At 61.9% G+C, this 22,831-nt stretch carries 27 protein-coding genes; 15 read left to right on the top strand and 12 right to left on the bottom strand.

Translation table 11 applies throughout. The annotated features are described in order from the left end of the window. Window positions 1–126: 126 nt before the first annotated feature. Window positions 127–420, top strand: a complete 294-nt coding sequence (locus J6497_RS03675; RefSeq protein ID WP_225702868.1) for a copper-binding protein — start codon at window positions 127–129, stop codon at window positions 418–420. Window positions 421–493: 73 nt separating this feature from the next. Here the strand turns inward: J6497_RS03675 and J6497_RS03670 are convergent, their stop codons facing one another. The 3 genes from J6497_RS03670 to J6497_RS03660 are packed head-to-tail and all read right to left on the bottom strand — an operon-like array spanning window position 494 to window position 2,104. Continuing rightward, entirely contained in the window at window positions 494–1,057 is a 564-nt protein-coding gene (locus J6497_RS03670; RefSeq protein WP_225702867.1) for a PQQ-dependent catabolism-associated CXXCW motif protein, read from the bottom strand. Further along, entirely contained in the window at window positions 1,054–1,938 is an 885-nt protein-coding gene (locus tag J6497_RS03665) for a substrate-binding domain-containing protein (protein ID WP_225702866.1), read from the bottom strand. The genes J6497_RS03670 and J6497_RS03665 overlap by 4 nt, the downstream gene beginning before the upstream one ends. Before the next feature lie 28 nt (window positions 1,939–1,966). Further along, a complete protein-coding gene (locus J6497_RS03660; protein WP_225702865.1) occupies window positions 1,967–2,104 on the bottom strand; it encodes a hypothetical protein in 138 nt (45 codons plus the stop codon). Here J6497_RS03660 and J6497_RS03655 point away from each other — a divergent pair. Further along, window positions 2,103–3,029, top strand: coding sequence for a quinoprotein relay system zinc metallohydrolase 2 (locus tag J6497_RS03655; RefSeq protein ID WP_225702864.1), 927 nt, complete (start codon window positions 2,103–2,105; stop codon window positions 3,027–3,029). The two genes, J6497_RS03660 and J6497_RS03655, sit on opposite strands and share 2 nt — an antisense overlap. A gap of 59 nt (window positions 3,030–3,088) precedes the next feature. Further along, the gene (locus J6497_RS03650) at window positions 3,089–3,919 is read left to right on the top strand and encodes a quinoprotein dehydrogenase-associated SoxYZ-like carrier (RefSeq protein ID WP_225702863.1); all 831 of its coding nucleotides are present in this window, start codon (window positions 3,089–3,091) and stop codon (window positions 3,917–3,919) included. A 19-nt stretch (window positions 3,920–3,938) separates the two neighbouring features. Here J6497_RS03650 and J6497_RS03645 read toward each other — a convergent pair whose 3' ends face one another. Beyond that, window positions 3,939–4,298, bottom strand: coding sequence for a hypothetical protein (locus J6497_RS03645; RefSeq protein ID WP_225702862.1), 360 nt, complete (start codon window positions 4,296–4,298; stop codon window positions 3,939–3,941). Between the two features lie 84 nt (window positions 4,299–4,382). Between J6497_RS03645 and J6497_RS03640 the strand changes: the two genes are divergently transcribed. Genes J6497_RS03640 through J6497_RS03625 form a run of 4 tightly spaced genes read left to right on the top strand, consistent with a single transcriptional unit; the run spans window position 4,383 to window position 7,194 of the window. After that, window positions 4,383–5,363: an ABC transporter substrate-binding protein gene (locus J6497_RS03640; RefSeq protein ID WP_225702861.1), complete on the top strand. Its 981-nt coding sequence runs from the start codon at window positions 4,383–4,385 to the stop codon at window positions 5,361–5,363. A 3-nt stretch (window positions 5,364–5,366) separates the two neighbouring features. Further along, window positions 5,367–6,104: an ABC transporter permease gene (locus J6497_RS03635; RefSeq protein WP_225702860.1), complete on the top strand. Its 738-nt coding sequence runs from the start codon at window positions 5,367–5,369 to the stop codon at window positions 6,102–6,104. Beyond that, complete coding sequence (locus tag J6497_RS03630) at window positions 6,094–6,804, top strand: ABC transporter ATP-binding protein (protein ID WP_225702859.1); 711 nt, start codon at window positions 6,094–6,096, stop codon at window positions 6,802–6,804. The genes J6497_RS03635 and J6497_RS03630 overlap by 11 nt, the downstream gene beginning before the upstream one ends. A 36-nt stretch (window positions 6,805–6,840) precedes the next feature. Continuing rightward, the gene (locus J6497_RS03625; RefSeq protein WP_225702858.1) at window positions 6,841–7,194 is read left to right on the top strand and encodes a hypothetical protein; all 354 of its coding nucleotides are present in this window, start codon (window positions 6,841–6,843) and stop codon (window positions 7,192–7,194) included. Window positions 7,195–7,197: 3 nt separating this feature from the next. Here J6497_RS03625 and J6497_RS03620 read toward each other — a convergent pair whose 3' ends face one another. Both J6497_RS03620 and J6497_RS03615 read right to left on the bottom strand, forming a co-directional pair. Then, window positions 7,198–7,434 carry a hypothetical protein gene (locus J6497_RS03620; protein WP_225702857.1) on the bottom strand — a complete coding sequence of 79 codons (237 nt, stop codon included), beginning with the start codon at window positions 7,432–7,434 and terminating at the stop codon, window positions 7,198–7,200. A gap of 106 nt (window positions 7,435–7,540) precedes the next feature. Continuing rightward, window positions 7,541–8,407: a DUF6662 family protein gene (locus tag J6497_RS03615; protein ID WP_225702856.1), complete on the bottom strand. Its 867-nt coding sequence runs from the start codon at window positions 8,405–8,407 to the stop codon at window positions 7,541–7,543. A 174-nt stretch (window positions 8,408–8,581) separates the two neighbouring features. Between J6497_RS03615 and J6497_RS03610 the strand changes: the two genes are divergently transcribed. After that, window positions 8,582–8,890 carry an EthD family reductase gene (locus J6497_RS03610; RefSeq protein WP_225702855.1) on the top strand — a complete coding sequence of 103 codons (309 nt, stop codon included), beginning with the start codon at window positions 8,582–8,584 and terminating at the stop codon, window positions 8,888–8,890. 81 nt (window positions 8,891–8,971) lie between these two features. Here J6497_RS03610 and pqqA read toward each other — a convergent pair whose 3' ends face one another. Beyond that, a complete protein-coding gene (gene pqqA / locus J6497_RS03605) occupies window positions 8,972–9,052 on the bottom strand; it encodes a pyrroloquinoline quinone precursor peptide PqqA (RefSeq protein ID WP_035689484.1) in 81 nt (26 codons plus the stop codon). A gap of 252 nt (window positions 9,053–9,304) precedes the next feature. Next, a complete protein-coding gene (locus tag J6497_RS03600; RefSeq protein WP_225702854.1) occupies window positions 9,305–9,631 on the bottom strand; it encodes a hypothetical protein in 327 nt (108 codons plus the stop codon). A 157-nt stretch (window positions 9,632–9,788) separates the two neighbouring features. On the opposite strand from J6497_RS03600, the gene J6497_RS03595 reads away from it, so the two are divergent. Beyond that, the gene (locus tag J6497_RS03595) at window positions 9,789–10,028 is read left to right on the top strand and encodes a hypothetical protein (protein WP_225702853.1); all 240 of its coding nucleotides are present in this window, start codon (window positions 9,789–9,791) and stop codon (window positions 10,026–10,028) included. 110 nt (window positions 10,029–10,138) lie between these two features. On the opposite strand, the gene lanM is transcribed toward J6497_RS03595, so the two are convergent. Together lanM and J6497_RS03585 are read right to left on the bottom strand one after the other, a co-directional pair. Further along, a complete protein-coding gene (lanM, locus tag J6497_RS03590) occupies window positions 10,139–10,537 on the bottom strand; it encodes a lanmodulin LanM (protein WP_225702852.1) in 399 nt (132 codons plus the stop codon). A 101-nt stretch (window positions 10,538–10,638) separates the two neighbouring features. Beyond that, complete coding sequence (locus tag J6497_RS03585) at window positions 10,639–11,619, bottom strand: helix-turn-helix domain-containing protein (protein ID WP_225702851.1); 981 nt, start codon at window positions 11,617–11,619, stop codon at window positions 10,639–10,641. 378 nt (window positions 11,620–11,997) lie between these two features. Between J6497_RS03585 and xoxF5 the strand changes: the two genes are divergently transcribed. From xoxF5 to J6497_RS03555, 6 genes are all read left to right on the top strand, one after another. Beyond that, the gene (gene xoxF5 / locus J6497_RS03580) at window positions 11,998–13,803 is read left to right on the top strand and encodes a lanthanide-dependent methanol dehydrogenase XoxF5 (RefSeq protein WP_225702850.1); all 1,806 of its coding nucleotides are present in this window, start codon (window positions 11,998–12,000) and stop codon (window positions 13,801–13,803) included. Between the two features lie 102 nt (window positions 13,804–13,905). Then, a complete protein-coding gene (locus J6497_RS03575) occupies window positions 13,906–14,394 on the top strand; it encodes a c-type cytochrome, methanol metabolism-related (RefSeq protein ID WP_225703211.1) in 489 nt (162 codons plus the stop codon). 44 nt (window positions 14,395–14,438) lie between these two features. Then, window positions 14,439–15,548, top strand: a complete 1,110-nt coding sequence (locus tag J6497_RS03570; protein WP_225702849.1) for an S-(hydroxymethyl)glutathione dehydrogenase/class III alcohol dehydrogenase — start codon at window positions 14,439–14,441, stop codon at window positions 15,546–15,548. Between the two features lie 157 nt (window positions 15,549–15,705). Then, a complete protein-coding gene (gene gfa, locus J6497_RS03565; RefSeq protein ID WP_225702848.1) occupies window positions 15,706–16,269 on the top strand; it encodes an S-(hydroxymethyl)glutathione synthase in 564 nt (187 codons plus the stop codon). 519 nt (window positions 16,270–16,788) lie between these two features. Continuing rightward, complete coding sequence (locus J6497_RS03560; protein WP_225702847.1) at window positions 16,789–17,241, top strand: (2Fe-2S)-binding protein; 453 nt, start codon at window positions 16,789–16,791, stop codon at window positions 17,239–17,241. Window position 17,242: 1 nt separating this feature from the next. Beyond that, window positions 17,243–19,561, top strand: coding sequence for a xanthine dehydrogenase family protein molybdopterin-binding subunit (locus tag J6497_RS03555; protein ID WP_225702846.1), 2,319 nt, complete (start codon window positions 17,243–17,245; stop codon window positions 19,559–19,561). 98 nt (window positions 19,562–19,659) lie between these two features. Here J6497_RS03555 and J6497_RS03550 read toward each other — a convergent pair whose 3' ends face one another. Together J6497_RS03550 and J6497_RS03545 are read right to left on the bottom strand one after the other, a co-directional pair. Continuing rightward, window positions 19,660–21,387, bottom strand: a complete 1,728-nt coding sequence (locus J6497_RS03550; RefSeq protein ID WP_225702845.1) for a methanol/ethanol family PQQ-dependent dehydrogenase — start codon at window positions 21,385–21,387, stop codon at window positions 19,660–19,662. 84 nt (window positions 21,388–21,471) lie between these two features. After that, window positions 21,472–22,047, bottom strand: a complete 576-nt coding sequence (locus tag J6497_RS03545) for a QcrA and Rieske domain-containing protein (RefSeq protein WP_225702844.1) — start codon at window positions 22,045–22,047, stop codon at window positions 21,472–21,474. Between the last annotated feature and the right edge of the window lie 784 nt (window positions 22,048–22,831).

Raw genomic sequence — 22,831 nt, 5'->3', positions numbered from 1 at the left:
CGCAGTTCCGGCGCAAAAAAGTCACCATCGCTGCCTTTGTGATCGGTTCCGGGCGATTAGTTCCGGAACCAATTGAGATTCCAGCCTCTTGTGGTCTAGGTCATCTCGAAACCGGGAGAGTTTTTGATGAGAAAGGCAACGATCATCTTGGCTGGCGCGACGGCCGTTAGCGTCCTCGCGACCGCGGCGTTGGCCCAGCAAAATGTGACGGGGATGATCACCAAGATCGATCGGCTGAATAGCACGATCTCAATTCAGCAGACGCAGAGCGGCACGGTCGGCGCAGGCAGTGGCGCAGTCCAGGAGTTCAAGGTGACAGACACCAACAAGCTTGAACCGTTTCATGCCGGCGACAAAGTGACCTTCTCTGCCGCCGAAGGCGGTGGCGCCAAGACCATCACCGATCTCAAGAAACAGTGAGTTGTCGGATGGAGCCTCGGTCCTCATCGGAGCAGGATCGGGGCTCCGCTTTGTTCAAGCGAAACCGCGGAGTCTATTTCTCTTCGCCCGCCCGTGGCTCCGGCTCGGCTTCGGCGAGCGGCAGTCCTGCGCGCTCCCATCCGTCCGATCCCTGGGGATACCAGGCGATGTTGGAATGGCCGTAAGCCAGCGCGCGCTTGGCTGCATTCCACGACATCCAGCAATTTTCCTGGCAATAGATCACAAGCAGCGCTGCCTTGTTGCCGCCCGAGGCACGCTCAAGGCCGCGGCGAAGATAGTCTTCGGTTACATCAGCGAGTTTTCCGTAGCCGGTGTCGGGCAGCCAGATGCTGCCGGGGATATCGAGCCGCGGCTTGTCGCGCCACACGGTGCCTTTGGGCAGGTTGGCGGGTTTTGGCGGACGCGGCAGCACGTCGACGAAGGCGCCGCTCTTGTCGCGCCAGATCGTCTCGGCTTCTGCGGTCGAGAGCACGCGCGCGCCGGCGAGCGTCGCGGGAACCGGTGCGCGATAATTCTCCGTACGGTATTCCTTCGGCTCGGCTACCTGCTCCTGCGCGGCGGCCGCGACGACGAACGCCGCGGCGGCAACGGTCAGGCTCGTGAGCCACCGCCTCATGGCGATTTCGTCGCCGTGTCAGGGCCGATCGGCCGGTCATTTTCGTCCAGGAGCGGCACGCCGAAATCGAGCAGGATCTTGTTGATCTCGCCCTGGTTCTCCTGAATCAGGCGATTGAGCTGGCGTTTCCAGTTCTGGTCTGCCGGACGCACGCCCATGCCGATGCGATAGACGAGCTTCGGGCCCGTCGTTTCCTTCACCAGCGGCGTGACATGCAGCGGCGGATTGCTCTTCCTGGCATAGAATCCGGCCATGGGCCCCCACAACACGCCGGCGTCGATCTCGCCTTTGGCAATATCCTTCATCATCGCTTCCGCCGAAGAGTCGATGCGCGTGTCGATCATCAAAGGATAGGGTTTTGCATTCGCCATCAGGCCGGCCACGGCCATATTGGTGCCGGGCGGCGTGCCGGCGACGACGCCGATATGCTTGCCCTTCAGCCGCCCGTCCTCGAGAGTGCTCACATCGTCGAGGCCGCTGCCTTGCTTCGCGATCAATGCATAGGCCGTGCGGTAATAGGGATTGGTGCCCTGGGCGAGTTCATCGCCCTGCGGAAAGCCCATGATGACGTCGCAGCGGTGCGAGCCGAGCGTCATCCGCACAAAGCCGGTCGCCTGCGGAAAATAGCTGTACTCGAGCTTCTTCTGCAGCTTCTGCGCAAACAGTTCGGCAAGCTTGTTCTCAAAGCCTTCGCCCTTGTCGTTGGAGAACGGCAGGTTCCGCGGGTCGGCGCAGACGCGCAGTATCTTGGGATCGATCAACTCGATCGAGAGATCGCCGCTTTCGTTGGTCTGCGCGCGAGCGGCACCATGCCCGATCGCCATCGCGGCGATCGCAAGCAGCGCCGGTAACAAGCGGCGATATAGTCCGGCATCCGCCATCGCGCATCCTCCTCTTTCTTCTTTGGGGCTAACCATAGATTGCCCGGCGGGTCATGGCGTGCAACAGCTTCGTGATGATCTCGCCTGGCGTGCTGCAGCGCAAACAGGCGTGATGCGCATGCGCGGCAATCGATGCCGCTTCGCGCATGAACTTGGGCGGAAACATGGCTCGTATCGGCTCACTGATCGCGCTCGTCGCTTTCCTGTGCCTGTCGACCCTAGCGCGGGCGCAGGAGCAAGAATTGCCTGTGAGCGAAGTCGCGCCCGGAATATTCGTGCATATCGGCGAGATCGCCCTGATGACCGGCAAGAATGACGGCGCGATCGCCAATGTCGGATTCGTCGTCGGCGACAGCGCCGTTGCCGTAATCGATACCGGCGGCAGCGTCCGCGAGGGACGGCGACTATTGGCCGCCATTCGCACCCGCACCGACAAGCCGGTCCGCTATGTCGTCAACACCCACGCTCATCCCGATCATGCCTTCGGCAATGCGGCGTTTGCAAGTGATGGAACCGTTTTCGTCGGCCACAAGAAGCTTCCCGACGCGCTCACGGCACGAGGCCAGTTCTATCTCGAGGCCTTCCGCCGGATGATGGGCGCGGAATTGATCAATGAGGTCCGCATCGTGCCGCCCACGATGCTGGTCGACGGCAGCCTCGCGCTCGATCTCGGTGGACGATCGCTTATGCTGAGAGCATGGCCAACCGCGCATAGCGATAACGATCTCACTGTGTTCGATGAAAAGACCCGGACCTTGTTCGCCGGCGACCTCGTGTTCGTCAGCCATATCCCCGTCGTGGACGGCAGCATCAAAGGATGGCTCGCTATCCTTGGCGACCTTGCCGCCCTGCCCGCACAGCGCGTGGTTCCCGGTCACGGGCCTGTGAGCGAATGGCCACAGGCGCTGGCCGATGAACGCCGCTACCTCGAAACGCTGGCAGCAGACGTGCGCAGGCTGATCGCGAAGGGCAAGCCGATCACCGCGGCAGCCGAAAGCGCCGCGGCATCGGAGCGGCCGCGCTGGAAACTGTTCGACGACTACAATGCCCGCAACGCAACTGCAGCATTCTCGGAATTGGAGTGGGAATAGTTTTGGCAAGGCCGTATAGTGGAGGCGTTGCTTCTATCGTCGCCGAGAGGAGCGCGGTTATGTTCGGAACACCTTTCCGTCTGCTCTCTATCGCCGGCCTGCTCGGCATCATCGCGTTTGGCGCACGCCTTGCACCCGCGGCAGCTGCAGAGGCCTATGATCCCTGGGCCGGCCTCGTCCAGGACATCTTCAACAATCGCCCGATGGGCGAAGGCAGCAACGTGATCGCGATCGAAATGCCGGCCCGCGCGGAAGATGCCGCGATCGTGCCGGTGACGCTGCGCACCAAGCTTGCACCCGATGACGGCCGCCGCGTGCGGGCGATTACCCTCGTCATCGACCAGAACCCGGCGCCCATGGCGGCGAAGTTCGAGCTTGGGTCGGACGCCAATGTCACGGAAATCTCGACCCGCGTGCGCGTCAATAACTACACCGACGTCCATGCTGTGGCCGAACTCACCGACGGCAAGCTTTATGTGGTGAAGACTTACGTAAAGGCGTCCGGTGGCTGCGCTGCGCCTGCACTGAAGAATGCGGAGGAGGCCAAGGCCAGGCTCGGCCAGATACGGTACCGGCAGCTCTCGAAGTCCGGCGCGGGCTCCACGAGCGGAGCCCGGGAGGCGCAGGTCATGATCGGCCACCCCAACAATTCCGGCCTGCAAATGGACCAGGTGACGCAGCTCTATATTCCTGCCTTCTATATCGACCGGCTGCAGCTCTGGCAGGACGACAGCCTGGTGCTGAAGATGGAAGGCGGAATCTCGATCTCCGAGGATCCCAATATCCGCTTCACCTATGTCTCGAATGGCGCCAAGCGTTTCCGCGCCGAGGCCAAGGACACCGATGGCCACGTGTTCGAGCACGAATGGAAGATCGATTCGGATAGTTGAACGGACGGGAGCGCGGGTCTCAGAAGCACCTGACTTCTGCTTCGGCTTGGGCCCGGCGGAGATCGTTGAGGGCATTGGTCGCCTGCTCGGACGTGCGAAACGGCGAGCCCATGTCGCCCCTCACCTGCGACAGACTGAGCACCGTCTCGGCGGTGACATAGCGGTCATAGGGAATCAGCGATGCGATCACGTCGATCGAGCACGAGCATTGCTCGATTGCGTGCCTCGTTTCGCCATTCGCCTTCAGGCAGCCGAACACGTATTCCGCGCGGGTGGCTGTCGGATAATCGTTGATCTCCTGGCCGCGCGCGGTGGCCGCGGTTGCCGCGAACACGATCAAAGCGGCGACAATAGGTCGTACCGGTCCCGCGAGCATCATGGCCATCCTCCCGCTGTCAATGACGCAAGCTATGCTATGACTACGGGATAGAAAAGAACACGTTCGAGGAAACGGCTCAATAAGATGAGTGTCATCATTCGCACGCTGCTGGCCGCCGCGCTTCTTGCGGTGACGCCACTCGCCGCCTGCTTTGGCGCAGACACGATCCGCGTTGCAGTGCAGAAAACCGGCACCTTTGCCTGGGAACTGGCGGTCATCCGAGCACATGGCCTCGACAAGAAGGCCAATCTCACGATCGAGGCCACCGAGCTCGCAAGCCCCGAGGCAGGCAAGATCGCGCTCCGCGCCGGCAATGCCGATGTCATGGTCTCCGACTGGCTGTGGGTGTCGCGCGAGCGGACGCTTGGCGCCAAGCTCGCTTTCTATCCCTATTCGAGCGCGCTCGGCGCGGTGATGGTGCCGACCTCCTCGCCGATCCGTTCGCTCGCCGATCTCCGCGGCCGCAAGCTCGCCGTCGCCGGCGGGCCGATCGACAAGAGCTGGCTCTTGCTGCAGGCATCGTTGAAGCAGGACGGCCTTGACCTGAAATCGGGAGCAACCATCGTCTATGGCGCGCCGCCGCTGCTCGCGGCCAAGGCGGCTAGCGGCGAGGTCGACGCCGTCGTCAATTACTGGAATTTCTGCGCAGCGCTGGAAGCCAAGGGCTTTCGCCGCGTCGCCGGTATCGAGGACATCCTGCCGAAACTCGGCGCCAAGGGCCGTATCGCAATGGTCGGCTATGTCTTCGACGAAGGCTGGGCCAACGCGAACCGCGACGCGGTCGAGCGCTTCATCACGATGGCTCGCGCGGCCAAGGAGATCCTCACGAAGTCCGACGACGAATGGGAGAAGATCGCGCCGTTGACTGGCGCGGCGGACGCTGCAACGCTGCGTGCCTATCGCGAGCGCTATCGCGAAGGCATTCCGCGCCGCCCGATCGCGGACGAAGAGGCCGATGCAAAGGTGCTCTACCGGGTGCTCGCCAAGATCGGGGGCAGCGGACTGGTGGGATCGGCGACTGAGCTCGAGCCCGGCACGTTCTATCACGCGATCCCAGGAGATTGAGCCGTGCTGCGCCTCCTCTCCTTTCTCCTGTTCCTTGTGACGTGGTGGATTGCTGCGCTGCTGATCGGCGACGTGAAGCTGCCGGCGCCGCCGGCGGTATTGACGGTGATGCTCAGAGAAGCTGCAAGCGGCGCGCTCTTCATCAATCTCGGCGCCACGCTGGCGCGGGTGGCGCTGTCCTTCACGCTCGCGATGGCGCTGGGCGCCGCCATCGGCTACCTGATGGGCCGCGTCAAGCTCGCCGACCGGATCGGCGATCCCTGGCTGATCCTGCTGCTCAATCTGCCGGCGCTTGTCGTCATCGTGCTCGCCTATATCTGGGCGGGGCTCACCGAGGTCGCCGCGATCGCAGCGATCGCCGTCAACAAGCTGCCAACCGCCGTGGTCATGCTGCGCGAGGGCACGCGGGCGCTGGATCGCTCGCTGGACGAGATGGCCACCGTGTTCGCGATTCCGCGCGGGAGGGCGTTCCGGCACGTGATCCTGCCGCAGCTCGGGCCCTATATCGCGGCCGCTGCGCGATCCGGGCTCTCGCTGGTCTGGAAGATCGTGCTGGTCGCGGAATATCTCGGACGTCCGAACGGCGTCGGCTTCGAGATCGGCGTCGCCTTCCAATTGTTCGACATTCCGCTCCTGCTCGCCTATTCGCTGACCTTTGCGGCGGTCGTGCTCGTGATCGAGACGGTGCTGGTGCAGCCCTTCGAACTTCGTACATCCCGGTGGCGGCCCCGTGCAGCTTGAGGTCGAGATCACCGGCAAGCATTTCGAGAGTGCGGCGGGCGAGCGGCACCACGTGCTCGCGGACATCAAGTTCTCGCTTCGAGCCGGTGAAGTCGGCGTGTTTGTCGGCCCTTCCGGCTGCGGCAAGAGCACGATGCTGAAGATCCTGGCCGGCCTCGACCACGACTATCAGGGAAAGGTCTCGCGTCCAACAGCGGCGCGGCTCGGAATGGTGTTCCAGGAGCCGCGGCTTCTGCCCTGGCGCTCGGTGGAAGACAACATCCGTCTTGCCGCGCCATCCATTGACGAGAAACGGCTCTCGGAACTCTTCGACGTCCTGGAATTGACAGAGCATCGCAGCCATTTCCCCGGCGAGCTCTCGCTCGGCCTTGCGCGCCGCGTGGCGCTCGCGCGGGCTTTCGCAATCGAGCCGGATTTCCTCATTCTCGACGAGCCGCTGGCTTCACTCGACGACGCGCTCGCCGCGCACCTGCGCGAGCAGATCGCAACGCTCGTGGAAAGCCGTGTGGTGATAACGCTGCTGGTCACGCACAACCTCGACGATGCGGTCCATCTTGGCGACCGGCTGTTCCTGCTCTCAGCGCGGCCGGCCAGGATTCTGCAGGAAGTGCCGATCCCGACACCGCGCACGACACGGAGCGCCGCCGAGATCAACCACATCAAGGCCGACCTGGTGCAGCGGCGGCTTGCAAAGATATGAGACCTGCTCTTATTCAGGAGACTTTGGGAGGTCACGATGCCACGCGGGTTGATTGCTGTCGTTGTCTTGCTGGTTGCATTGCCCGGTGAACTGTGCGCGCAGAGCAAAGGTAAAGGCATCAGACTTTGGAATCTCACCAGTTCAACCATCTCAGGCTTCGAGCTTTCGCCGGTTGGAAAGAACGAGTGGGGTCCCAACCAGACCCTGAACGACAAGGACAAGGAAGTCGACCACGACGAACGGCTGCGCCTCGTCGACGTCGAGCCAGGACGCTACGATGCCAAGGTGAGCTATGCCGGCGCCAAGCAGTGCTTCGTCCGCGACATCGAGATCAAGGCGGACGCGGTGTTCTCGATTTCAGACAAGGATCTGAAGGACTGCAACAAATAGGCCTCAACCGGAGGGAGAGGCCGCGCCCTTTTCAGCTCGATCATGACTGTGCGGATATTCGCAACGCCATTTGACAGCGGTCCATTTCGGATGCTCGCCGACCCATTGCGCAATATAGGGCGGCGCCGCCATCGCACATTGCTGCAGCGAACCGTTGAAGGAGAACACGAGATGGGTCTCCTCGCAGGTAGCGGGCGACAGCACGGCACAGACGGTCACGATGAGGTCGATCGGATTCATGCCTCAAATCCCTGGTGCTTCGGTGACGCAACAGCACAACGAGCTACGTAGACGGCGAGGCCAGGTTTCGCCTCACCGTGAAAGCCGGAACCACCGCCGGAGGTTCCTAGAAATTCATGCCAAATACAAGCCGCGCCTGATGACGCTCGAAATTGACCAAGTCAAGCGCCGCGGCCGATCCGGCCGGACGTCCCCAGGCCTGAACGCTCCAGGTCGCGGTTAGCCGCGAACTCTCGGATAACTGGAGATAGGCGACTGGACCGATGAACAAGGCGTGTCCCTCGAACTCGTTCAGTCCGACCCCCTCATAGTGGCGGAGATAGCGCGCCTCGCCACCAAGGAAAACGCCGGGCCTGATCTGCGCCATCACGCCAACGGCCGCGCCCACCGTCGCCTCCTGCTCCGCGACGCGCGAGCCAAGAAAACGCGTCCATTCGGGCTCATAGGTGAAATTGAGCGCCGCGATGAGGAAATTCGGCACCCATTCGCGTTCGAAAGCCAACGTGAATTCGGTCCCGAAATTGCGGATGCGGCCAGCCGTGGTCTCGTCGACACGATCAGTATGGCCTTCCACCGCAAAGGTCATACCGAACGGCGCGGTCTCGCGGTTGAGGAAGCGGTAGCGGACATCCAGTGAGAGACCCTGCCAGGCCAGTTGGCGCCGATCGTCGAGACCGGTGACGCCGGATATCTGATGCGCCACGAAGGCGCCGCCCAGTTCAACACGAATGTCGCGGGCCGGCACGAATTCCAGTTCGAATTCCTGCGTCACCGAATGATAGCGACCTCCATTTCTAGAGAATCGTCCTGTGGTCTCGGTCTGGAATTCACGCTCACCGACATGCCCGATGTCGGTGCCGATCATGAAGCCGAACAGATGCTCCGTGTCGATATCCTCGGCGCGCGCAACCGCGACAGGCAGTGTGAGAAAACACGCGGCAGCCGCCCGGAGCATCGTTGCGCGAAAAGACATTCCTATTCCCGAAAGCGAATCGAAAGCGTCAGCACCGCTGACAAGAAGACCCCTACCACAACGTCCAATCGAGCGGCTGCGATTGGACGCTTGATTGCGGGGATCATTTCGGCTGCAATGCAACAGCCCGGGAGGGCGCGCGGAAGAACAATCGCTTCAGGGAGAATAAACCGAATGGCACGAGTTCTGGTACTTTACAAGACGCCGAAAGATGCCGCGGCATTCGACAAATACTATGCATCGGTGCACATTCCGCTGGCCAAGAAAATCCCTGGGCTGAAGAAATACGACATCAGCACGAGTCCGCCCAGGACGCCAGCAGGCGAGAGCAACATTCACCTTGCCGCGACGCTGTATTTCGACTCGCTCGACGCGCTGAAGGCAGGCATGGGATCTGCGGAAGGGAAGGCGGCAGGCGCCGACCTCGCCAACTTTGCCGATGGCGGCGCCGACCTCTACATTTTCGATACAAAGGAAGTTTGAGCGTTCCCCAGGGAGCCCAATGAATACGCCTGCCGCGACTTGCGCAGATGTCGCTGCGCGAGCCGGGCAGGCGCTCGACGCTTACTTGCGCGATGCGCAGGCGTACATGTTGATTTCCATGCCGACCTGCACTTCGACGATCTTCGGAGTCTTCCAGCTCATTCGATCCTCCCAAATGGCTTGGCGCGAGGTTCACGCCGGGGTCGAACCTATGGCCAGCGCGCGCGTGGCGCAAGTGGACAAGGTCGACTTGCGAACGCATCTGCGCCGTAGTTGAGCGCCGATAGTTCCCTCCTGGACAAACCAGTTCCCTCTTGAGCAAAGCCCGTCAGGTTGGCGGCACGCTAGCATGAATGCATCCGCGACCGATCGCACGATGCAGCGTGAGGCGCGACGCTGCTCGGAGCAATGCGTTCAGCAATCGTTGTCCTTGTTTGCCATTTGGCCTTCGGACTTCTTGCCTTCGGCTTGCTGCGCCGCCGTGGGCTCGCCCTGCATCTGCCGCTGCGTGTCCTGCGATGACGTGGCGACATCATCGCTGGTTCGGTTCATGGTGCTGGTCGGCGGATGCTCCTTGTCGCTCGCCATGCCCGTTGTGGTCTGGCTGCTGGTCGACGCGGGGCCAGAACCCGCATCCTTCAGGTTGGCGCTTTGGCCTTTGTCGCAGGGGCCTGCCAGCGCGGTGCCGGCGCTCAATACCAGGATGGAGCAACCCGCGAAGATGATGCTTCTTGTGCGCATGTCTCGTCTCCTTCTTCGATCGGCGCGCCCCCCGCGCGCCGGGATCACGGAAGAACCGAGCCACGCGTCCCAGGTTCCGGGTGGCGGTGTGATTCCCGATGCTGTTCACTCCCGCCGTTCACGCCGCGTCAGTTGCAAGCGCTTTTCGAGGTCCCGCATGAGAACGTCATTTCGCGTCTCACTCGTTCCATTCATCATGATCGTTGTTGCGTCGCCAGCCGATGCCGAACAACGGCCCCTGCCCGGGCAGACGCAGATGCCGGCCACACTGACCGGCAAGGAACGGCTCGGCAAGAAATGGATGGATGAGCAGCGGATCGACAACTGCAATGTGCCGCCCGATAAGCGCGGCGCCAAGCTACGGCCCGGCGCCTGCTCCCACGGGCCTGCCAGCTAGAGCATGATCCGGAAAAGCGTGAAGCGGTTTTCCGAAAAGATCATGCTCAAACAACAACCTAAAGCGCGATGATGATTCATCCTCATCTCATCGCGCTTTAGCAGGTTGTCCTATCGCATTAATCGCAACAGCGCCCGACCGGCGGGCGAACGCAGTTCCTTGGCGTCCAGGGTCCCATCCTTGTCCGGATTGGCCGCATTGAAGCGCTGCTCCACCACCGCGAGATATTCATCCAGCGTCAACGTTCCGTCGCGGTCAGGATCGGCAGCCGCCAGTTCCTTGGCATTCAACCGGCCGCGCACTTCTCGTGCATCCAGCGTGCCGTCATGATCCGGGTCCAGTTTGGCGAACAGCGCCGATGCCGCCTTTTTCACCTCGGCCAGATCGAGCGTGCCATCATTGTCGGTGTCGAACGTCTTGATTGGGTCGGCGCGCTTCGGTGCGGCCAGCGCCGGCCCCGAAAACGCTATAGCTACCAATGTCAGGACAACCAGACCACGCGACTTCATCTCTCGTCTCCCTTGGCAGAGCCTGTACGACAAGGGCAGCAGAGAAGCTCGCACAGATAGTACCTACCGCGCACGCCGGCCGCCCACAGCGCGCTTCCGATCTAGTCCGAGGTTGCCGAAAATTCCGCGATGGCGCCGGCCTGTTGCTGCCGGTGAACGGCTGATGGCACGATGCCGAAATATTTCCGGAATACGCGGCTGAAATGCGAGGAGCTGGAAAAGCCCCAGGAGAATGCGACGTCCGTGATCGTCTTGCCGGGCTGGGCTTCCAGCTCCTCGCGGCAATGCTGCAGCCGGGCGCGCCAAATGTAGTCGCTCACGGTCATCCCGCGCTCGCTGAACAGCATGTGCAGGTAGCGTTTGGTGCAGCCAAGTGCGACCGAAATCTGGTCGATGCAGAGGTCCGGATCGCGCAAATGTTCGCGGATGAAGGACTGCGCCCGGATATAGGTCGCTTCCGCGCCACCGTGATTGAACGTCGTCTCGGCCTCACGCAGCGGTAACAGAAGAAGATCAATGAGCGAATCGGCAACGCCGACCGCATTGTAGGGTGACAATCGGGTCGCCTCGGAAAAGGCTGCATGCACGAAGTCGTAGGCGATGCGGCCGGTGCCGCTGCGCGCCGAAAGCTTGCAGGCCGGCATCCGCGTCGAACGGAAGCCGCGCTCCTGCAGCAGCGCCTTCGGCACGATCACCACCTCATGCCGCGTTAGCGACGGGCTGATGATGGTGTGCGGACTGGAAACGTCATAGGCGAGGCAGTCGCCGGGGACGAGCTCGAAGTGGCGGCCGTCCTGCTCGAAGTAGGAGATGCCGTGGGTCTGGAACAGGATCTTGATGTAGGGATGGTCGTTCAATTTCGAGCGCACGTTCAGATGCGCGATACGATGCTGGCTCACCTCGATCTGACAGAGTTTCAGCCGCGAGACCGTGGTATAGTTGACGCGCGCCTCAAGCGACGACGCGTCCATCGGGTCGACGTCGAACCGGCCGCATAGATCCGTCAGTGCATCTGTCCAACATTGGACTTGCCTCTTCGGCGTCAAACCGGAGGTAGTGAGCGAACGGACGGTATCGGGCATATCCAGCCACCGATTCGAGATGAAAGCGTGACTGCTCGCCGCGAGAGGTTTTGGTTATCGTGAAGCACCGTTACCCCAATCTTAACGCGGGCTTTTTGACCCTGAGCAGCGTTCCTCCTGACAACCTTGGATTAATCCTCGACTTTACTTCAAGTGCCGTCAAGGGAAATCAATCTCGCGCCCCCCGCGGCCGACGCCACACCCGCGCTCCCCTGCGCTGCACCGCAAGCAAAAAAGTTCTTCGAGTTTCACTTCTGAGCAAGCCGCCCTTCCCTCTTGGGCAAGTCGCGCGTCCATGAAGGGGATAGGGAAGAGGAACCAAGAAAAGCAGGCCGTCTCGGCGGCAGGCATAAAGATCATCATTGGGAGGAAATCACTATGCGCAAGGTGCTATTCGCGACCTCTCTCGGCGCCATCGCGGCGTTGGGTGGAGGTGTTGCCAGTGCCAATGAAGAACTCAGCAAGATGGCGCAGAACCCGAAGGACTGGGTCATGCCGGCGGGTGACTATGCCAACACGCGCTACTCGAAGCTGAATGAAATCAACGCCTCGAACGTCGGAAAGTTGCAGGTCGCTTGGACCTTTTCGACTGGCGTGCTGCGTGGCCACGAGGGCGGGCCGCTGATCATCGGCAACATGATGTACGTGCACACGCCTTTCCCGAACAAGGTCTATGCTCTTGACCTGTCGCAGGACAACAAGATCGTCTGGAGGTATGAACCGAAGCAGGATCCTAACGTGATCCCGGTGATGTGCTGCGACACGGTGAACCGCGGCGTGGCCTATGGCGACGGCAAGATCTTCCTGCACCAAGCCGACACCACGCTGGTGGCGCTCGACGCCAAGACTGGCAAGGTGGAATGGACCGCCAAGAACGGGGATCCCGGCAAGGGAGAGACCGGAACATCCTCGCCGCTGGTCGTGAAGGACAAGGTGCTGGTCGGCATCTCCGGCGGTGAATTCGGCGTGCAATGCCACGTTACGGCCTACGACCTCAAGAGCGGCAAGCAGGTCTGGCGCGCCTACTCAGAAGGGCCTGATGATCAGATCAAAGTCGACCCCGAGAAGACCACCGATCTCGGCAAGCCGGTTGGCAAGGATTCGAGCCTCAAGACCTGGCAGGGTGACCAGTGGAAAGTCGGCGGCGGCTGCACCTGGGGCTGGATGTCCTACGATCCCTCGCTGAACCTCGTCTATTACGGCTCCGGCAATCCCTCGACCTGGAACCCGAAGCAGCGTCCGGGCGACAACAGATGGTCGATGACGATCTTCGCCCGCAATCCGGATAACGGCATGGCCAAGTGGGTCTATCAGATGACGCCCCACGACGAATGGGACTATGACGGCGTCAACGAGATGATCCTGAGCGACCAGCAGATCAACGGCCAGGAACGGAAGCTGCTGACGCATTTCGATCGTAACGGTCTCGCCTATACGCTCGATCGCAACAACGGCGAACTGCTCGTCGCCGAGAAGTATGACCCGAAGGTCAACTGGACTACCGGCGTCGACATGAACAAGAGCTCGCCGACCTATGGCCGGCCGAAGGTCGTCGACCAATACTCGACCGACAAGCAGGGCGAGGATGTCAACGTCAAGGGCATCTGCCCGGCCGCGCTCGGCACCAAGGACGAGCAGCCGGCGGCCTATTCGCCGGAGACGCAGCTGTTCTACGTGCCGACCAACCACGTCTGCATGGACTATGAACCGTTCAAGGTGAGCTACACCGCAGGCCAGCCCTATGTCGGCGCGACGCTTTCGATGTATCCCCCTCCCGGCGAAACCCACATGGGTAACTTCATCGCCTGGGACAACAAGACCGGAAAGATCGTCTGGTCGAACAAGGAGCAGTTCTCGGTCTGGTCAGGCGCGCTTGCGACCGCTGGCGGCGTGGTGTTCTACGGCACGCTCGAAGGTTATCTCAAGGCGGTCGACGCCAAGACCGGCAAGGAGCTCTACAAGTTCAAGACTCCGTCCGGCATCATAGGCAACGTCACGACCTATGACCAGGGCGGCAAGCAGTATGTAGCCGTGCTGTCCGGTGTCGGCGGCTGGGCGGGCATCGGCCTTGCTGCTGGTCTGACCGATCCGACAGCTGGTCTCGGCGCGGTCGGAGGTTATGCGGCGCTGAGCAACTATACCGCGCTCGGCGGAACGCTCACCGTGTTCTCCCTCCCGCAGTGAGCCGAACGTCGTTCCGGCGCGTGGACCATCCACGCGCCGGTTTTGCCTGTATCTGATCTTGAGGACATGCCCTTGCGTAAAAGCTGGTTTGTAGTTGCGGCGATGATCGTCGCCGTATCTGGAGGATTCTCCCTTGCCGACGATGCGGTCGATCCGACCGCCGTGAAGGAAGAGAACGGCAAATATTTGGACAAGGAAGGTAACCCGACCTTCAAGGTCGCAGCCGACGGGACGGTAGATTGGTACACCTACTCCGGATACCGGCGCTATCATTCGGAATGCCATGTGTGCCATGGGCCGGACGGCATGGGCTCGACCTACGCGCCAGGATTGGCGAGTTCGCTGCAGACCATGAGCTATGCCGACTTTCTGGGCGTCGTCGCTAGCGGGCGCAAGAACGTCAATACCGCACAGGAAAATGTCATGCCGGCGTTCGGCGACAATCCAAACGTCGCTTGCTACATGGACGACCTCTATGTCTACCTGCGCGCCCGCGCGAAAGACGCGGTGGGGCGCGTACGCCCCGCGAAGCACGAAGAGAAGTCGGATGCCTACAAGCAGGCGGAGAACGCCTGCATGGGCAAAAACTGAGACTGCGGAGCGCGGGCGACAACACGCTTTACGGAGAGATCAACATGAAGACACGCGCCGCCGTCGCATTCGAAGCCAAGAAGCCGCTTGAGATCGTCGAGCTCGACCTGGAAGGCCCGAAGGCGGGTGAAGTCCTGGTCGAGATCAAGGCGACCGGCATCTGTCATACCGACGCCTACACGCTTGATGGCCTCGACAGTGAGGGAATCTTCCCTTCCATCCTCGGCCATGAGGGCGCCGGCATCGTCCGCGAGGTCGGTGCAGGCGTGACCTCGGTGAAGCCGGGCGATCACGTGATCCCGCTCTACACGCCGGAGTGCCGGCAGTGCAAAAGCTGCCTGAGCCAGAAGACCAATCTCTGTACCCAAATCCGCGCGACCCAGGGCAAGGGCGTGATGCCGGACGGCACCTCGCGCTTCAGCTACAAGGGCAAGACCATCTTCCACTATATGGGCTGCTCGACCTTCTCGAACTACACGGTGCTGCCGGAGATCGCGGTGGCGAAGATCCGTGAGGACGCCCCGTTCGATAAGAGCTGCTACATCGGCTGCGGCGTGACCACCGGCGTCGGCGCCGTGGTCAACACCGCGAAGGTCACGCCAGGCTCCAACGTCGTCGTGTTCGGCCTCGGCGGTATCGGGCTCAACGTGATCCAGGGCGCCAGGATGGTCGGTGCCGACAAGATCATCGGCGTCGACGTCAACGACTCCAAGGAAGATTGGGGCCGCCGCTTCGGCATGACGCATTTCGTCAACCCGACCAAGGTCGGTGGCGACATCGTCCAGCACCTGGTCGGACTCACCGATGGCGGCGCCGACTACACCTTCGACTGCACCGGCAACACCAACGTGATGCGCCAGGCGCTGGAAGCCTGCCACCGCGGCTGGGGCGTCTCCGTGATCATCGGCGTTGCGGAAGCCGGCAAGGAGATCGCCACGCGGCCGTTCCAACTCGTCACCGGACGGGTCTGGAAGGGCACGGCTTTCGGCGGCGCGCGCGGCCGCACCGACACGCCGAAAGTCGTCGACTGGTACATGAATGGAAAGATCCAGATCGATCCGATGATCACCCACGTGCTCAAGCTCGAGGAGATCAACAAGGGATTCGACTTGATGCACGAGGGCAAGTCGATCCGCTCGGTCGTCGTCTACTAGCCAGGCTCCGCCGAGCCGCGGCTGGCGAAAGGGAGACTGCTGTTTCGAAAGCATGCCTTCGGGGGCGCCCCGAGGGTCATGCTCAAAGAAAAGGAGGGAGCGGAAATGGTCGTCCCGCTCCGGCCTTAACAATGTCAAACACTAGGAGGATTGACCCATGACTGTTCATATCCACCCGTCGATTGACAACGGCGTCCAGAAAGGCTCCGGCAACTTTGCCGGCGGCACGCTGGTCTGCAAGTGCACGGACCGGCCGGTGAAAGTCGCGATCAAGGGCGACGTTGCCCATAACCACGCCTGCGGGTGCACCAAATGCTGGAAGCCGGAAGGGGCGATGTTCTCGGTCGTCGCGGTGGTGCCGAGACAGAACCTGACGGTCCTGGAAAATGGCGACAAGCTGCAGATCGTCGATTCCTCGGCCGTGATCCAGCGCTATGCCTGCAAGGATTGCGGCACGCATATGTACGGGCGGATCGAGAACAAGGCCCATCCGTTCTACGGCCTCGACTTCATCCATCCCGAGCTCTTCCAGGAAAGCGGCTCGGCGGCGCCAGGATTTGCGGCGTTCGTCTCGTCCGTGATCGAGTCCGGCGCCAAGCCGGAGGAGATGCCGGCGATCCGCGGCCGGCTAAAGGAATTGGGACTCGAGCCCTATGACTGCCTGTCGCCGGCACTGATGGATGCGATAGCGACTCACGTGGCGAAATCCAAGGCCGCCTAACAAGGCTGCCTGATTTGCCCGTGCCTCTGCTGGCGGTGCCCGTCACCGCCAGCGACGCTGTCCGTGCTTGCACCGCAGCATTTTGCGGCACGCGCCCATGCTTCATATTCCCGTGAGCAGGTCAGTTCTGCCTTTTCCCGATTTGCGCCTTGCTGGGCGGCGGTGCATCCTTGCAGTCGTGATTGCAAAAATATCCTGACGATCTCAGATCACCGACGGTCGGCCCCGCTTTTGACAAACGGGAAATGCAAAATACTTGGCTGTGAAGTCAGCGTCGCCTCGGTTTCTGGTATCTTGCGATTTTCCTGATGCGCGCGGGCGGCGCATTTCATTTGAACATAGCAAAGGAGCAGCCGGACACGGACTACCGGACCGATCGCGCAACGGGCTCCTCCTTCAAGCATCTCAAGAGGACCGGCCCGCCGCACGAGACCTAAGGACGGTCGCGAGCGCAGGGAGAAATATGTTCTCGCTCGTGGCCTGCAAACATCAACAGCTTAAGAAGAGCGAGGGACGATCATGGTCAAGTTGAAGATTAATGGTCAGGAACAGAATTGGGATGGCGATCCCGATCTTCCGCTACTCTGGTTCATCCGTGACGAAGTCGGGCTTACCGGCACCAAATTCGGCTGTGGCGAGGCGCTGTGCGGCTCCTGCACGATAATCATGGACAAGCAGGCGGTGCGCGCCTGCATCACCTCGGTTTCCGACGCAGCCGGCCGCGAGGTCACCACCATCGAAGGCCTGCACCCGACCGGTGATCACCCGGTGCAGAAGGCCTGGCGCCAGGTCAACGTTCCGCAATGCGGCTATTGCCAGGCCGGCCAGATCATGCAGGCCGCCGCGCTGCTCATGGACAATCCCAAGCCGTCGCACGACCAGATCCGCGAAACCATGTCGGGCAATATCTGCCGCTGCGGCTGCTACCAGCGCATCGAGAACGCCGTCCATCTCGCATCGACGGGGGTGTGACATGAATATCCTCACCAATCCCAACAAGCTTCGCGGCTTCGAGAAGCACATCAAGGTCGAGAACGTTTCGCGGCGCAGCATCCTGAAGAGCCTGGGGCTGGCCGGCGGGTTCGTGCTCGCTGCACCGCTGATGATGCGGCCGAGCTTCGCCTACGAGACCGGCGCGGGGAAGATGCCGCACGGCGTCGTGGTCGACCCGCGCGTCTTCGTCTCGATTGCGCCCGATGGCATCGTCACGATCGTGGCGCACCGCTCCGAGATGGGAACCGGTGTGCGCACCAGCCTGCCGCTGATCGTGGCCGAGGAGCTGGAGGCCGACTGGTCGCGCGTCCGCATCCGGCAGGCACATGGCGACGAAGCCAAGTTCGGCAACCAGGACACCGACGGCTCGCGCAGCACGCGCCACTATCTGATTCCGATGCGCCAGATCGGCGCCTCGGCGCGCACCATGCTGGAGCAGGCCGCGGCGAAACGCTGGGGCGTGCCGGCAAGCGAGGTGAAGGCTGTCCATCATGAGGTCGTCCACAGCGCGAGTGGGCGCAAGCTTGGCTTCGGTGAACTCGCGGCCGATGCGGCCAAGGAGTCGGTGCCGAGCGTCGAAGCTCTGAAGCTGAAGAACCCGAAGGACTTCCGCTACCTCGGCAAGGGCGAAGTCGGCATTGTCGACCTCCACGACATCACGACGGGTGCGGCCCATTATGGCGGCGACGTGCGGCTGCCCGGCATGAAATATGCCGTCATCGCCCGTCCACCGGTGACCGGCGGCAAGCTCGTCTCCTTCGATGGCTCGGAAGCGATGAAGGTCTCCGGCGTCGAGAAGGTGATGGAAGTGAAAGGATGGCCGTGGCCATCGAAATTCCAGCCGCTCGGCGGCGTGGCGGTGATCGCGCGCAACACCGGCGCAGCGATCAAAGGGTGCAACGCGCTGAAGGTGACCTGGGACGACGGCGCCAATGCCAAATACGACTCGGTCGCCTATCGCGCCGAGCTCGAGGCGGCAGCGCGCAAGCCGGGCCTCGTCGTGCGCAAGGAGGGCGATGCCGAGGCGGCGTTGAAGAGCGCCGACAAGGTGATCGTCGGCGAGTACTACCTGCCCCATTTCGCCCATGCCAGCATGGAACCGCCGGTCGCGGTCGCCAACGTCAAGGGCGACAAAGCCGAAGTCTGGGCTCCCGTGCAGAGCCCGGGCGGAACGCGCGAGGACGTCGGCAAGACACTCGGCATCCCCGCGGAGAACGTGACCGTTAACGTCACGCTGCTCGGCGGCGGGTTCGGGCGCAAGTCGAAATGCGACTTCGCGCTGGAGGCCGCGCTGCTTTCGAAGGAGCTCGGTGCGCCCGTGAAGGTGCAGTGGACGCGCGAAGACGACGTGCGCCACGACTTCCTGCACACGGTGTCCGTCGAGCGGATCGAGGCGGGCCTCGACAAGAGCGGCAAGGTGATCGCATGGCGGCATCGCAGTGTGGCTCCGTCGATCGCCTCGACTTTCGCCGCCGGGACCGTCCACCAGGCTCCGTTCGAACTCGGCATGGGGCTGATCGACAACCCGTTCGAGATCGCCAACCTGCAGTGCGAGAATCCGGAAGCGGCCGCGCACACTCGCATCGGCTGGTTCCGTTCGGTGTCGAACATCCCGCGCGCCTTCGCGGTGCAGTCCATGGTCGCCGAAATCGCCCATGCCACCAACCGCGACCAGAAGGACATGCTGCTGGAGCTGATCGGCTCGCCGCGGATCGTCAATCTTTCCTCGGTGAAGGATCCCTGGAACTATGGCGAGCCCTATGACAGCTACCCGATCGACACAGCGCGGCTGCGAAAGGTTGTCGAACTGGTCGCCGACAAGGGCGGTTGGGGACGGCAGCTGCCCAAAGGCCACGGCCTCGGCATTGCGGTGCACCGCAGCTTCGTCAGCTATATCGCGACCATCGTCGAGGTGGCCGTCGACGACAAGGGCAAGCTGACGGTGCCAAGGGTGGACACCGCGATCGACTGCGGCACCTATGTCAACCCCGAGCGTATCCAGTCGCAGATCGAGGGCGCGGCGATCATGGGCCTGAGCCTCGCCAAATACGGCGAGATCACCTTCAAGGACGGCAAGGTCCAGCAAGGCAATTTCGACGATTACCCGGTCATCCGGATGGACGAATCCCCTGCCATAACCAACGTCTACATCGTGCCGCCAGCCAGCCCCGATACGCCGCCGAGCGGTGTCGGCGAACCCGGTGTGCCGCCGTTCGCGCCGGCCTTGATCAACGCGATCTTCGCCGCGACCGGAAAGCGCATCCGTGCGATGCCGATCGGCAAGCAACTGGAGGCGTGAGGCGGAACGCAAACTGTTCATCGATCGAGTGATCCCTAACGAAGAGCGGCGGACCTTTCGGTCCGCCGCTCTTTTTGCTTGCCGGCTGTCCTGTGCGGCTATTTCTTGACTGCGAACACCCAGACGACGCCGCCCTGGGGCACGTTGTTCTCCACGCCGACATTCTGGGTGGCCAAGGCATCCTGGATGCGCTGCGCATCGACGCCCCAGCCGGACTGGATCGCGATATATTGCGTGCCGTCGACCTCGTAGGACATCGGCATGCCCATGATGCCGGAATTGGTCTTCTGCTCCCACAACAGTTCGCCGCTCTTGGCATCGAAGGCGCGGAAGTTGCGATCGTTGGTGCCTCCGGCAAAGACTAGATCGCCCGCGGTCGCCAACACCGAACCGAACAGTTGCGATTTCGGGAAGTTGTGCGACCAGACCTTCTTGCCAGTGGCCGGATCCCAGGCCTGCAACTCGCCCATGTGAGTGGCGCCCGGGCGCACCGTCAGACCGATATCCTCCGGCTTGGTGCCGAGCCAGAGCTGGCCGGGAACCAGCGGTGTTTTCTCGCCGGTGAAGCCGCCGCAGAAATTCTCGTTCGCGGGCACGTAGACGAGCTTGGTCTTCTGGCTATAAGCGGCCGACGGCCAGTCCTTGCCGCCCCACAGCGAGGGACAGAATTCGACCCGCTTGCCGAGCACCGGCTTGTGCTCCGGATCGACGATCGGCCTGCCGGTCTCCTTCTCGATCCCCTTCCAGACATTGGTGTACACGAACGGCCAACCGGTGACGTAGTTGATCCGGTCAGGCTTGGCCTCAAGCACCCAGAAGATCGCATCGCGTCCAGGATGCACGAGCGCCTTGAATGGACGACCTTCCCGTTCCACGTTGAGCAGCATCGGTGCCTCGACCTCGTCCCAGTCCCAGGAATCGTTCTGGTGATACTGGAAGTGCGTCTTGATCTTGCCGGTGTCGGGATCGAGCGCCAGCACCGAACTGGTGTAGAGATTGTCGCCGGCATGCGCCGAGCCGGGCCATGGTGCGGCGTTGCCGACGCCCCAATAGATCGTCTTGGAGTCCTTGTCGTAATTACCGGTCATCCAGGCCGATCCGCCGCCCGTCTTCCAGTCGTCACCGCTCCATGTCTCGCTGCCGGGCTCGCCGGGCGCGGGAATGGTGAAGGTGCGCCACAACTCCTTGCCGCTGTTGGCGTCGTATGCAACGACATAACCACGAACACCGAACTCGCCGCCAGACCCGCCGACGATGACCTTGCCATCGACAACCAGCGGCATCAGGGTCATATACTGGCCCTTCCTGTAGTCCTGCACCTTCGTATCCCAGACCACTTTGCCGGTCTTGGCATCGAGCGCGACCACATGGTCATCGGTCGTCGCGAGATAGAGCTTGTCCTGCCACAGGCCGACGCCGCGGCTGGTCGGATGTAGCTGGAACAGGTCCTCGGGAAGCTGTCGCTTGTAGCGCCAATATTCGTTACCGGTCTTGGCGTCGAGCGCGATCACCTGCCCCATCGGCGTCGCAACGAACATCACGCCATTATTGACGATCGGCGGCGCCTCGTGGCCTTCGATCACACCGGTGGAGAAGGTCCATACCGGCGTCAGGCTTTTGACGTTCGAGGTGTTGATCTGGTCGAGCGGGCTATAGCCCTGCCCGTCATAGGTCCGTCGATACAGCATCCAGTTGCCAGGCTCGGGATTTTCCAGACGCTGCGACGTCACCTGGCTGTATTTCTCGATCGGACCGGCGACCGCGGCGGTTGAGACAAGGCACGCCAACGCCGCTGCACTCGTAAGAAACCGTTGTTTCGCGCTCATTAGATGCTACCTCCCTGCTTTGTTCTTTATTCACAACCTTTGGTTGCATTAACCCAATTTGACTGCGTTATTTGGTTCTTTGCCTCAGGTACCTACCTTTCCTACGAACGCCGCAGACACGGTGAGCGAGCCGTCAGTGAGAGCCAACGGAAGCGCCGCCAGACGACGGGTCGCCGGCCCGAACACGACGTCCGCGCCGTGCCGCGGGTCATATTCGGAATTGTGGCAAAAGCACTTGAGGACGTTCTGGTCGCCTTCGACCGCCTTCACCCAGCCGGTGATAGGACATCCGGCATGCGCGCAGATCACTGAATAAGCGACGACGCCGTCCGCCGAGCGCGCGCGCGTATCGTCATCGAGTTCACCGGGATTTAGCCTGATGACGAGCACTTCATTCAAACGCGAACCGTTGCGGACCACCGAGCTGGCAGGGTCCTTCGGCCAGGCGCGTACCGGCGGGCCGCCGGGCTTGAGGTCGTCGGACTTGATGACCTGGCCAGCGCGCTCTCCTTCGGAGAGAACGAGGAGATCGCCCTTCTTCGGCCGATCGCTGCTGCCAGGTTGATCCTCTTGTGCCGCAGCAGGCCCGGTGGCCGCAGCGCAGGCGCCAGTGGCAAGAACCTTCAGAAGCGTACGACGTCTTTGGTCTGGATGATGCATCTCGAGTTCCATCTTCGATTGAGGTGTAACACCGAGCTTGAATTCAGACCCGGTGCAAATGAGCGCCGGAACTCTGCCAAAAAGAAGGCAATCAACGACTCCGTTGAAGCGAGTCATTTTTCTCTCGCCATTCGTAGTTGGCAGCAGCCGCGATACTCAAGCTATCATCACATCACAGCGCGAGCAGCAGTGTCATGATGATTTTGCGGATCAGGCTGGATGTCATTGAATTTGTGCGGCGCGCCAAGCAACGTGTTGCGATGCGGATGCAGGTGACAGCGTCAACGTAATAGCCCGCTAACACATCGTCGCTCGCGCTTAGCCCGAGATGAAGTTCGCGTGACGCAATCGGGCAAGGCCGCTCGGCAAGACACGCTCTGGTTTCGCATCTCGCAATGACGGGGCCTGCTGATTCAACGGGGCCTGCTGATTCAATTGTCAAAAAGCGGATGTGGGTTCGCGTTCTCGCGGCGCGTTGCGTCCGAGTTTTGCGTCTCGTTTCACCCTCCTCGATATCAGAGGGCGCAGGGAAAGCCGGGTGCCGGCTGCACCCGTGGGCCCCGTGCAACAAAAAGCACGGGGGTAGGACCACAGGTCAACCGGAGCAACACCGGCTTTCCCTGCGCGATGGTTTACGGCTTACTTCGTGATCTCCCCGGTGACCGGGCTTTCTTGCCACCGTCATCTCTCGCGCGAACTTGCTTCGCGCAAAAAACTTAGCGCCAGCGTCGGGGCGCCAGAACCACACGACTTCGCCGTCCGCGAGTGCCACGCTCGTCAGTCG

Source organism: Bradyrhizobium cenepequi, assembly GCF_020329485.1.
Taxonomy (GTDB): Bacteria; Pseudomonadota; Alphaproteobacteria; order Rhizobiales; family Xanthobacteraceae; genus Bradyrhizobium; species Bradyrhizobium cenepequi.
The sequence above is the reverse complement of the archived record's forward strand: the minus strand, read 5'-3'. Positions and strand labels throughout refer to the sequence as shown.